Source organism: Bacillus sp. JJ1532 (assembly GCF_036965085.1).
Classification (GTDB): domain Bacteria; phylum Bacillota; class Bacilli; order Bacillales; family Cytobacillaceae; genus Cytobacillus.
In genome coordinates this window covers 68,270-79,945 of record NZ_JBALOW010000043.1, presented here as the reverse complement: position 1 = coordinate 79,945, position 11,676 = coordinate 68,270, and the positions used below count along the sequence as shown (strand labels likewise).

9 protein-coding genes are annotated in these 11,676 nt (G+C 38.1%); 3 read left to right on the top strand and 6 right to left on the bottom strand.

What is annotated here, in order from left to right; translation table 11 throughout:
- The 3 genes from V7122_RS14790 to V7122_RS14780 all read right to left on the bottom strand — a co-directional run.
- Positions 1-404, bottom strand: a 404-nt coding sequence (locus V7122_RS14790; protein ID WP_335527393.1) for a hypothetical protein, incomplete at its 3' end; no start/stop codon positions are given.
- 832 nt (positions 405-1,236) lie between these two features.
- Positions 1,237-3,312, bottom strand: a complete 2,076-nt coding sequence (locus tag V7122_RS14785; RefSeq protein ID WP_335527390.1) for a HAMP domain-containing sensor histidine kinase — start codon at positions 3,310-3,312, stop codon at positions 1,237-1,239.
- Positions 3,287-3,973, bottom strand: coding sequence for a response regulator transcription factor (locus V7122_RS14780; RefSeq protein ID WP_335346032.1), 687 nt, complete (start codon positions 3,971-3,973; stop codon positions 3,287-3,289). Before V7122_RS14780 ends, V7122_RS14785 begins: the two co-directional genes overlap by 26 nt.
- 361 nt (positions 3,974-4,334) lie before the next feature.
- Here V7122_RS14780 and V7122_RS14775 point away from each other — a divergent pair, with 361 nt between their 5' ends.
- On the top strand, positions 4,335-4,787 hold the full coding sequence (locus V7122_RS14775; RefSeq protein ID WP_335527388.1) for a DUF2269 family protein: 453 nt from the start codon (positions 4,335-4,337) through the stop codon (positions 4,785-4,787).
- Between the two features lie 211 nt (positions 4,788-4,998).
- Here the strand turns inward: V7122_RS14775 and V7122_RS14770 are convergent, their stop codons facing one another.
- Positions 4,999-6,246, bottom strand: coding sequence for a pyridoxal-phosphate-dependent aminotransferase family protein (locus V7122_RS14770; protein ID WP_335527386.1), 1,248 nt, complete (start codon positions 6,244-6,246; stop codon positions 4,999-5,001).
- A 185-nt stretch (positions 6,247-6,431) separates the two neighbouring features.
- Here V7122_RS14770 and V7122_RS14765 point away from each other — a divergent pair, with 185 nt between their 5' ends.
- Together V7122_RS14765 and V7122_RS14760 are read left to right on the top strand one after the other, a co-directional pair.
- Positions 6,432-6,956, top strand: coding sequence for a DinB family protein (locus tag V7122_RS14765; RefSeq protein WP_335527385.1), 525 nt, complete (start codon positions 6,432-6,434; stop codon positions 6,954-6,956).
- 363 nt (positions 6,957-7,319) lie between these two features.
- Positions 7,320-8,516 (top strand): M14 family zinc carboxypeptidase, encoded by a 1,197-nt coding sequence (locus tag V7122_RS14760; protein ID WP_335527384.1) that lies wholly within the window; start codon positions 7,320-7,322, stop codon positions 8,514-8,516.
- Positions 8,517-8,626: 110 nt separating this feature from the next.
- Here V7122_RS14760 and V7122_RS14755 read toward each other — a convergent pair whose 3' ends face one another.
- Both V7122_RS14755 and V7122_RS14750 read right to left on the bottom strand, forming a co-directional pair.
- Positions 8,627-9,850 carry a CaiB/BaiF CoA transferase family protein gene (locus V7122_RS14755; RefSeq protein ID WP_335527382.1) on the bottom strand — a complete coding sequence of 408 codons (1,224 nt, stop codon included), beginning with the start codon at positions 9,848-9,850 and terminating at the stop codon, positions 8,627-8,629.
- A gap of 318 nt (positions 9,851-10,168) precedes the next feature.
- Positions 10,169-11,509 (bottom strand): sigma-54 interaction domain-containing protein, encoded by a 1,341-nt coding sequence (locus V7122_RS14750; RefSeq protein ID WP_335527381.1) that lies wholly within the window; start codon positions 11,507-11,509, stop codon positions 10,169-10,171.
- Between the last annotated feature and the right edge of the window lie 167 nt (positions 11,510-11,676).

Below are 11,676 nucleotides of genomic sequence, written 5' to 3'. Positions count from 1 at the left end.
GTGCCTTCTTCAGCTTGTCCATCATCGGCAGGTTTAGCTACTTCGTCAGTAGCCTGTGCTCCTTCTTCGCCATCTTCTTCATCCGGTTTTGGTTCATCTTTATCATCATTTGTATCAAGATTAACGGTTTTAAACGATTTATCTTTCGCTAATTCACTGATCAATTTTCCTTTCTCAGGAGATCCTGGCAGACTAGTAGCTAATTTAGAGACTTTCTGGCCGTGGTTTTTTACTTGATTCACAACTTCTGGATTAACTCCTTTATTATCAAGCTCTGCGGCGGAAGATGGTGCTCCTGCAGCTAAGAATGCAGTAGCTACCATAGATGTGGACATCACAAAAGGGGCCACTTTTTTCGCTAATTTTCTACTTTCTTTTTTTGAATTCATCTGTTTTTTACTCATCTTTTCATCTCCCTATTATTATTTATTCTCTTACTTGCTGATAGATGTTTCTCTACAAATTTTATGTATTAGCAACACCTCCCTTTATAGCAGAATAAGAAAATACAGATTCTAGCAGCTCTATGACTGCCTGACTCATACTATAAATTAGAGAGATTACCATGATATGTCACACGAATTAAGAAAAATAACGATTCGCTTACCATTTTGTAGAATATTGTAATAAATAAAATGTCTTTATTTTCCAATTTACCCTTTCAATTTAATTTTCGGATGGTGATTTTTAGATATACCGCCTGCGTTTCCATCTGTTCCTATTCTTTCCAAGTTACCTGCAAAACCCTAACAACTCCCTTTACAAATAAAACAGTAACGAAAAAATTATTTCTATATATTAAGAAAAGTTAACAAAAAAAGAATAGTGATCATGAAACGGTCACAATTCTTTTTATAAAGACGCAAACTTCCCTTTCCATTCTCTTCGTTCTACACTAAATATATCTTTATTAGTGGACCATAAAACTAAATCATTCCCACTGCCAAGAGTAATATAGAAAGGGGAAATCTCCTGAATAGGACACGCTTCAGTCCTTTTATCCTTTCTATGTCCTTTAAAACCTACTTATAGGACACGCTTCAGTCCTTTTACCATTTCTATGTCCTTTAAAACCTATTTATAGGACACGCTCCTGTCCTTTTACCCTTTCTATGTCCTTTAAAATCTATTTATAGGACACGCTTCAGTCCTTTTACCATTTCTATGTCCTTTAAAACACATAAAAAAGAATAGGACATCTCTTTGATATCCTATCCCCAATCTTTTTCCTCAGATTCATTCATTGCTATTTTTATATTTAGGCATGTAAATCATCGTCTTAAATAAGTCTCCGTCAACTTGAATCATAAATTTCCCTTTTTGTATTTCAGTCAGGCTTTCGGCAATAGATAGCCCTAAACCGCTGCCTTGGCTAGTTCTGGATTCATCTCCTCTTGTAAAACGCTCCATTAATTCGTCTGCCGAAATATTGAGCTCATAGGCTGAGATGTTCTTGAAGGTGAGAAGGATTTCGTTGCCTACATCCTCGATATCAATATAGACTCTTGATCCTCTGAGAGCATATTTGAATATATTGGATAATACGTTTTCAATGGATCTCCATAATAATTTTCCATCGGCTTGAATATAAACCTTTTCCTTAGGGTAATTGAACCTAAATTCTAACCCTAGCTCTTCTATTTTATCACTCACTTCCCCTAGGCCCTGATTGATTAACGATCCAATATCGATTCGCTCCAACTGAACCGGGATATTTCCGCTAGAAGCCTTTGCTGCTTCAAATAAATCATCAGTTAATATTTTTAACCGTTTTGATTTTTGATCCAATACTTCGACATATTCTGCTACCTTTGCTGGATCCTTTTCCTTTTTCAATAGATCTACATAGGTAATAATAGAAGTTAATGGTGTTCTTATATCATGGGATACATTGGTGATTAGCTCTGTTTTCAGCCGCTCACTTTTTAATTCGCTATCTACAGCTTTTTTCAAACCATCCGTAATGCTGTTTATGTTAGCAGCAAGTTTACTAAACTCTCCCTTTCCGCCAACATCGATGCTGTGATGAATATCCCCATCTTTTATTCTTTCTACTCCTACCTTAATTGCATTAAATGCCTTGATTCTTCTTAAGGAAAACCAAGCTGCGAGGCCTAAAGTGATAGGAAACATGAAAAATGTTAAAGCAATCAATATGGGGTATCCAATGACGATCAGAACCGTCTTTACCGCAATATTTCCGTTATCATATACATCCCTTACAAACTTAAACAGCATCGAGAAGAGTTTATAAATTAACGTATGCGTGATGAACGTTCTATTTTTGATATGCCTAACTAGTGATAGAATTAGCATAAATCCTGCTGCAGAAATCGGAATCGTGATCGGAATGACTGCTTTGTCCATGTTTGTAAAACCCACAGATTCCATTGTGGCAACCCATATCACTGTAAGTCCTGAGAATAGGAAAAAGTTTATATCAACATATAATTTATCTACTGCATGTAAGTGTACCTCTTGATCCTTAAATGACTTTCTCCCAGCCACAGATACCAAATATAGAAATAAAAGAATAAATCCTGTTAAAAATCCTACTAATCTATAAAAGCTTTTTGTTGCACTTGCCTTATTTTCTTTCCATTCTTTTATTTTGTTATTTAAAAATTCGTCCGTAAAAGCGATATAAATAACCTGACCTTTCGGACCAAATTCCTCTTTATTTAACCAATAGAAGGATTCATTTTCTTCTATTTCTTTTGGGTAGATCTCGCTTAAATAATTCTCTAAAATTAAGTAAGATGGATAAGTTTTAAACTGTCCCTTTTCCGTCTGCGAACTGTTCTTATATAGATTTTCCCCATCACTGGCATAATATAAAGGACCTTTAACCTCTTTTATATTTTGCAATAATAAATGAAATTCTCTTAAATCATTCTTGATCAGCCTGTCCTTTGCCTGAGAGATTTTCTCTGCATATTCTTCTTTAAACTTTTCATAGTTTTCTGCTTCACTTAAATTTGGATTAAAACTTTTCGAATTCTCGTGGTAGTCGAGGAATAAGTTTTCTTCTTCGTTTCTTAATTCATTCTCACTGATCGTTCCTCCATTTAATATATGCTCTTCACTTTTATATTCCCCGATCAGTCTAGTGAGATCGTAAATGAGAGGTTCACTGTCCCTTTCAAATGATTTACTGCGAAAGTAGTTGTCTTCAAAAACGAGTCCAAAATTATCATGGACATCTAAATCTACAGCTGCTTGGATGGCACCTGTAAAACATGTAATCATTAAGATAAAAACCATTATTTTTGTTGTCATTAAGTGGCTAAACTTTTTCAACTTTATATCCAACTCCCCACACCACCTTTAAATATTTGGGCTCTTTAGGATTGATTTCAATTTTCTCTCTAATTTTTCTAATATGAACGGTGACCGTATTTTCTGGACTGAAGGCTGTTTCATTCCATACTTTTTCATAAATTTCCTCAATGGAGAATACTCTCCCGGCGTTCGCTGTCAGAAGCTTTAGGATCTTATATTGCACCGGTGTCAAGTGGACTGCCTCTCCATCGACCGTTATCGTTTTGCTTTCATCATCAATCATGAGTCCGCCCGTTTTAAAGACATTTTTCTTTGTTTCCAGCCCGCCTAATGTTGTATACCTTCTTAGCTGCGATTTCACTCTTGCGATGAGCTCTAAAGGATTAAAAGGCTTCGTTATGTAGTCATCTGCTCCTATGTTTAATCCTAATATTTTGTCGTAATCCTCCGATTTAGCGGAAAGCATGATCAATGGAATTTTATTATTTTCTCTAATCTTCATGGTCGCCTTTATTCCATCCATCTTAGGCATCATAATATCCATGATAATCAGATGAATCTCCTGATCATCGATGATTTCAATCGCCTCGATCCCATTAAAAGCTTTAAATATTTGATAGCCTTCATTTTCTAAGTAAATTCCAATCGCATCCACAATCGCCTGATCATCATCACAAACCAATATGTTCATTTCCATTCACTCCTGCCTATATAATCGATGGCCCATCTCCCCTTTATTTTTTGTTATAAAGGTATGATAGCCAATAAATCTTAACAAACTCTTTATGTAAATCTTAAGATTTTCTTAGTATTAGATCCTATGAAAATAATATAGGTTCTGGGCTCCACAGAAAAGAGATTCCATTAACTAAGCTACTGCCTGAAGATTTGGTGTTTGGTCCGGATGGTGACCTCTACATTACCAGCTTCCGGGTGAAGCCATTTAGAGGCAAGGATTATTAAAAACATTCTTCTCCTTCGAAATTATAAGATTCAGAATAATCAGGTGATTGAATATAATAAAAAGCAGGAGAAAAGGAGGAGAGATGGATATGACATGGTATGAGGCATTAGTATTGATTCATGTGATTGCCGCAGTGATTGGACTGGGGCCAGCATTTATCTTTTCCATTATTTCAAGATTTCCTAAGACAAAAGAACAGTTACTGTGGACGAATGATTTATTAAGTAAACTTGAAAAGCCGGTGAAAATAGGGAGTATCACTTTATTCAGTACGGGGCTCTTAATGGGTGTGCTGAACACTCATTTGTTTACAGCCGGCTGGTATATTGCCTCGATTATTTTGTACATTGTTGCTCAAATTTTAGTCATTGGGATAGCGGGGAAAAAGTCAAAAAAAGCAGCTGAGATTTTGGAGAGCTTTCAAGGCAATGACATTCCGGAAGAGGTCACAGAGTTAAATAAAAAATCAGATACGGCGTTATCACTAGCTAGCATAATTGCGATCGTTATGATTGTTTTAATGTCAGTAAAACCATTTTGATGAAAAAGACAGACCGATTGGTTTGTCTTTTTCATTTACAAATAAAGAAATTTACTCACATACAATTATTTCGCGAGTAAAGGACACACTTTGGAGATTTCACCTTTTCTATGTCCTTAAGCACATGAAAAAGGCGCTATTCTTAGAATAGCACCTTCATTAGATATTAATAATTGGAATATATACTCCAGTTCCAATCATTAAATTTATTTTAATTCGTTTCAACATTCTTCCTTTTGTATTCATCATATACGTCCAATGCCGCCTGTAAGCTTTCACCTTTATTCACATGAAAGCCTTTCCGGATAAGGGTTGCTTCTAATGCCGAAAGAACATGAAGAATATTTTTCTTGCGGGAGCTAAATCCCATTGTTCCTATTCTCCAGATCCTGCCTTGAAGCGGTCCAAAGGAACTGGCAATTTCCACTTCAAAATCTTCTAGCATCATGGAACGTACCTCTTCTCCGTCAATACCTGCCGGAATCTCAATGGCAGTCACAACAGGAAGCTTATGCTTTTCATCACCAAATAACTCCAAACCCATCGCATTAATTCCTGCTACTAATGCTCTTTCATTTAACTTATGGCGGGCAAAGCGGTTTTCAAGGCCTTCTTCAAGAATAATACGAAGCCCTTCTCTTAAAGCATATTGCATACTGGTCGCTTCCGTATGATGATTCAAGCGGACCGGGCTCCAATAATCCTGGAGCTGTGCTAAATCAAAATAATTGCTTGTAATTCGATTATTAGATGGCTCGCTCTGGAATTTCTTCAGGCCCAATTCAATGCTTTTTCTTTTATTGATCACTTCTTCAATTCGGTCGTTATAAGTAATCGGAGCCAATCCAGCTGGAACGGATAAGCATTTTTGTGTACCGCCAATAACTGCATCAAGCTTGAGGTCATCCACCTTGATGTCGACCCCTCCTAATGAGGCGACAGCATCGACAACCAACAAAACATCTGCATTACGGCAAGCTTCCCCAATTTCCTTTAGCGGCTGCATGCAGGCAGTTGATGTTTCCCCATGAACAATGGCCACTATTTTTGGAGAAACCTCATGAATCTTATTTATGACAACTTCCGGATCAAATACTTCTCCCCAAGGAACCTCCATTGTCGTCACCTCTGCTCCATAGCGCTGGCAGATTTCAGTTAAAAGATAGCCGAAACGGCCGTATATCGGAACTAAAACTTTATCTCCGGGTTCAATGATACTGCATAGGACCGCTTCGATCCCTGCTCTCGAAGTCCCATCAACCGGAAATGCCCAGTGATTATCTGTTTGAAATAATTCTCGGAGCATTTCCATCGTTTCATTCATGATATTCGTAAAGGCAGGATCAAATTGTCCTAAAATCGGGGTAGCCATCGCCCTTAATACTCTTGGATCAACCTCTACCGGCCCCGGTGTCATAATTGTTCTGAGGGGGACATTTAAATCTTTATATTTGGTCATAGATGTAATCTCCTATTATGAATAAATTTAAAAGTATATGAATAATTATAAAATAAATTCTAACAGGATAAAGTACTCGAATCAACGGACAATTCAAAAAACTAAATAGTAAAACAGTTCCAATTATATTAGAGCCCTTACATACAAGGTATACATATTTTTAAAGAATGAAAGGAGAGCACTATATGAATTTTAATATGAAAGAAGCGATTGAAGTTCTAGAGCGTACTCCACAAACATTAGAGTTTTTTTTAGCTGGTTTATCTGAAGAATGGCTGAAATGTAATGAAGGCGAGGGAACCTGGAATGTCTCTGAAGTGATAGAACACCTCATTGAATGTGAAAAAAACAATTGGATTCCCAGGCTAGAAATCATTCTTCAGGAAGGTGTAAATAAACCCTTCCCCCCGCTTGACCGATATTCACATTTATATAAGAGGTCTGAAGAATCAATTGAACAAAGTCTGAATGAATTTAAAATAGTTAGAGAACAAAATATAGACAAATTGAAGGCTCTAATTATACCTGAATTACATCTTGAATTGACTGGTTCACACCCCGAATTTGGTGCAGTGAAACTAAGAGAATTACTTTCTACATGGGTTGTTCATGATTTAACACATATTTCTCAAATAGTTCGGGTTATGGCCAAAAGATATCGGGAAGACGTTGGTCCGTGGAAGGAATATTTGAGTATATTAAAAAAGTAATATTAATACTAGAAAATAGAATGATCCTAAATAAAACCTAGTTATCTTGAATGACCTTCAGATATCAACATGAAACTACCGCTCTGAATGGTATTCTGGCACCTAGAAAAATTAAAGAGTTCGTTCGATGGAGGCTCGTTTCGCTTCCTCGGTCTTCAAAGCTCCGTACTCCAAAAGAATGACCTGCCTAAATAGTTCGTAAGAAGTGATATTTCTAATTAGTTAGAAAAATATGAATATTAATCCCCATCTCCTTTTTCAGTTTCTTAGTCTGATCTATTCATTTTCTAAAAAGATAGAGGAATCAAGGGGAAATCGTGGAATTACCTCCTTATATTCACATAAAAAGAGGAGGGATTAAGAATGAAAAAGGTTTGGAAGGTGTTAAGTTCAACGGCTTTGGCTGCATCTTTATTTGCCGTGCCGACAGTGGGGTCAGCAGATCCAGGGCCAAGTCCGCAGCAGGGGGAAAATCTATCGATTGAAGGCTTCATCAGCTATGAGGAGCTCGGGAAGAAGCTAGAGCAGATTCAAAAATCGAGCCAAGGAAAAGTAAGTGTTGAAACAGCTGGGTACACGAACCAGGGACGTGGAATTTACAAGGTGTCGGTTGGTCATGGCGATAAGGTTGTGCTGATCCAAAGTGAAATTCATGGAAATGAGAAAACGGGAACAGTTGCGCTCCTAAACATTCTGCAAAACCTGGGATCCAGCAATTCTAAAGAAGCGAAGAAAATCTTAGATGAGCTTACCATTGTAGTCATTCCGATGATGAACGCGGATGGTTCTGAGCTGAGTCGCCGTGCGAATGATATGGATTGGTCAGAGGTCGTTGCTAAATTTCCTCATCTTGCAAATGTGAAGCCAGCGTGGAACTATTATTCCACTCCAGGAAGCTGGAATTATGATAAGAACCCTGGCTTTGACGTGAATCGTGATTTCAACCCGGACCTGAACTATGTTCCTAAGGCAGAGGATTTCCCAGGAGCATCTAATAAATACGGCTGGTTTATTACACCGGAAGCACAAACGGTAAGAGATGTATACAAAGACTTGAAGGCGGAGTTTGGAAATGTGGATGTATTCGTTGATCTCCACCACCAAGGATTCCCTTATGTAGAGGGGACGGATGATCGAGTAACAATGTCCATTTCAGGCAAGTTCGTTACGAATCCAAACAGTCCTGGCGGAGAAAAATATGCTGCTTACGCGGATAACTTCAATTATGACTTCTCACGCCAATTGAATTTAGCAGTCTATAATGCCTTACAAGCAAAAGGAAATTCGGTCTTTACCAATATTTCATTATATGATCAAAAAATTGACCTGCCTGGTACTGCTCTAGGTTCATTTGCTTTAAATGGAAGTGGAACAGTCCTATTTGAAGTAAGCGGCCAAACACAAAACTTCGGGCAAAAGAAGAAAGGCCAGCTCGTTAAAACGGTCGAAACCGGCCTTATGGGCATTATTAACGGCGTGGCAGATGGATCTGTCCATCAAATAAATCCAGAAGATTATGAAAACATTCCGATAAGTGTAAGAACTCCTGGCGGATTGTAAAAAATAATTGCTCATTTGCTACAATTTTAGAAAAAAAGATGAAAGAAGCTGTCCAGTAAGTCATGAAAAATGACTTTCCGGACAGCTTTAGCTTATTATTGCACAAAAAATTAAATGGTTTTTTCGACTGTGGCCGCTGTCTTAATGATCCCTTTTTCTACCCAGGATTCAATTTGCTCCTCCGTATAGCCCAAGTCACTAAGGATCTCTTCGGTATGTGCCCCGCAATTAGGACCCGCCCAATTAACCTCACCTGGGGTTTCACTTAGTTTCGGAACAATGCCTGGCATGACAATATCCCCTATTCGTTCATCAGGCACAGTAAGGAACATGTCTCGTTCTTGATAATGGGGATCGGCCAAAATATCCTCTATATTGTAAATAGGACCTGCTGGGATTGAACCAGCATTTAATTGCTCCATCACATCTGACAAATTAAATTGTTGTGTCCATAATGAAATTTCTTCATCTAAACGATCAGCTTCTTTCACACGTCCTTTATTGTCCTGAAGAAGTGGATCCTGCTCCAAATCAACGCGCCCCATCACTCTTGTCAAACGGTTAAATAACGAATCACTATTCGCACCAATGGCCACCCATTTACCGTCCTTTGTTGGATACACATTTGAAGGGGCTGTTGAGACATGTTGATTTCCTGTTCTTTCCCGTATTTTGTTCATATGAACATACTCAGGAACCATCCCTTCTAAGAAACTAAAAACAGATTCATAGAGTGCTACATCCACAACCTGACCTTTCTCCCCATTTTGCGCATCTCGATAATACAAGGAAAAAAGAGTTCCAATAACCGCATAAAGAGCCGCTACCGTATCACCAATCGGAAGACCTACCCTTACTGGCGGTCGGTCAGGGTAGCCTGTTACATAACGAATCCCTCCCATAGATTCTGCGATATTTCCAAATCCAGGCAAATCCCGATAAGGACCTGTTTGACCAAAACCTGATATACTCGTAATGATCAGTTTCGGATTAATAGCTTTCATATCTTCATGGGATAAACGCCATTTCGCAAGTGTTCCTGGTTTGAAGTTTTCAAGGACAACATCTGCTTCCGAAATTAACTCTCTAACAATATCTTGACCTTCTATCGAACGTAAATTAACGGAGATTGATCGTTTATTCCGCGTTTGTACCATACTCCAATAAGAGTCTTGACCTGGCGCATGGAGCCCCCATTGCCGGAGTTGGTCCCCTTCAAGAGATTCCACTTTAATAATTTCAGCCCCAAACTCTCCAAGAAGCCTTGAAGCGAAAGGCCCAGCTACAAATGCACCTAGTTCGATGACTCGGATTCCTTCCAATGGCTTTTTCAAAATAATTCCCTCCTACTTTATTAATAACAAAGCAGTTACACAACTTTTTCTACTTTGTTTTCATTTATTATTTTTAAAAGATGCAAATTCCGTGCCAATAAAAATACATACTTCTAATCCTGTAAATCATTAACTAGCAAGGGTTTTACTGTACGTTAATCTGTAATCGTTTCTCTTTGCAACTAAGAATCTACCTGCCCTTTGTTGCATGCAACATTAAGCAACTTTTACGCAACAAAAAACTCCTACAAATAGTAGGAGAGTGAAATTTTTGTATACAGTTGACCATTGACAAAGTCAGCTCATAAAATCCGAGAGTTATTTATTGGATTGAATCTTTTTCATTTTTCTCCATAGGGTTGAACGATGCATGCCTAATCGACTAGCAGCCTGTCCGATATTCCCTTTCTCCTCTTCTAGTATTCGAGTAATCCTATCTTCCTCTTTCTCTTCTTCCTTCGCCATCACTGGCACATCGCTATCTGCCTTATTGGTTTGTCTTTGTTCAGTAGAAATCCATACATCTGGGCTGAAAATATCAAGCGGTTCACCTGCATCTAATAACACAAATGCCCTTTCCATAAGATTGCGGAGCTCTCGAACATTTCCGGGCCATGAATAGTTTTGCAGCTTATAAATTTCTTCATCAGTAAAACTGTAATGATTTGTTTTCTTCCACTCTCGTAAAAATGCTTCAATGAGATAAGGTATATCTTCTCCCCTTTTCCGTAAGGGCGGAATTCTTAAGACTAATACAGCTAGTCGAAAGTAAAGATCCTCTCTAAACAATCCCTCGTGCATTTGTTGAACTAAATCACGGTTGGTTGCTGCAATAATTCTTACATCTACTGGGATCACCTTATTGCCGCCTACACGCATGACTTCTCGTTCTTGTAAAACACGAAGCAATCTGGCTTGGAGAAGAATTGGCAATTCCCCTATTTCGTCTAAAAATATCGTTCCGCGATGAGCAAGCTCAAAAAGTCCGGGCTTCCCACCTTTTCTGGCGCCTGTGAATGCCCCATCCTCATATCCAAATAATTCACTTTCCAGCAGAGTTTCAGGTAAAGCAGCACAATTCAAAGCGACAAATGGACCTTGCTTCCGGCTGCTTGCCATATGAATCCCTTGAGCAAGCATCTCTTTACCTGTCCCTGATTCGCCTTGTAAAAGCAAAGTTGAATCAACTGCAGCATACTTTTTGGCAAGCTCAATAAGTCTTTGCATGACTTTTGATTTAGCAACGATGTTTTCAAGTGTCCATTTCGCTTTTAATCCTTGATTATTTACTTGACGGCGGATTTTTTCTTCATATTGCTGTAATTCCGTAATATCTTGTACACTTGAAATCGCACCTATCAGTTTGCCTTCATAGTAAATAGGGGATCGGTTAATGACTGCCGTTCTTTGTCCAACTTTACGCAGTTGATCATGCTGAACACTTTGCTCGGTCAGCACACGCGTAATCCCTGGCTGCTTTGGGTTAACGTCCGTTACCATTTTTCCAATAGCTTCATCAATCGGAACACCGAGGAAGTCAGCTGCAGCCTGATTGTAGATCATGATACGTCCATCATTATCAATCCCGCATATACCCGCATGGGTCAACTCAACTATTTTCCGATAAAATTGAATTTGTTTTTCTAGTTGTTCATCCATTATGACCTCCTGAAATTTGATTGTTTTTAAATAATTTGATTTATTAGAATTTTATAATATAAGACAAGTATAGAATACTTCGCAGTAAACAGACAAGAGTCCGTCCTTTATTGAACAGAAAAAAGCCGTCACACTAAAATGGTGACAGCCTTAAAAATTATGATTTT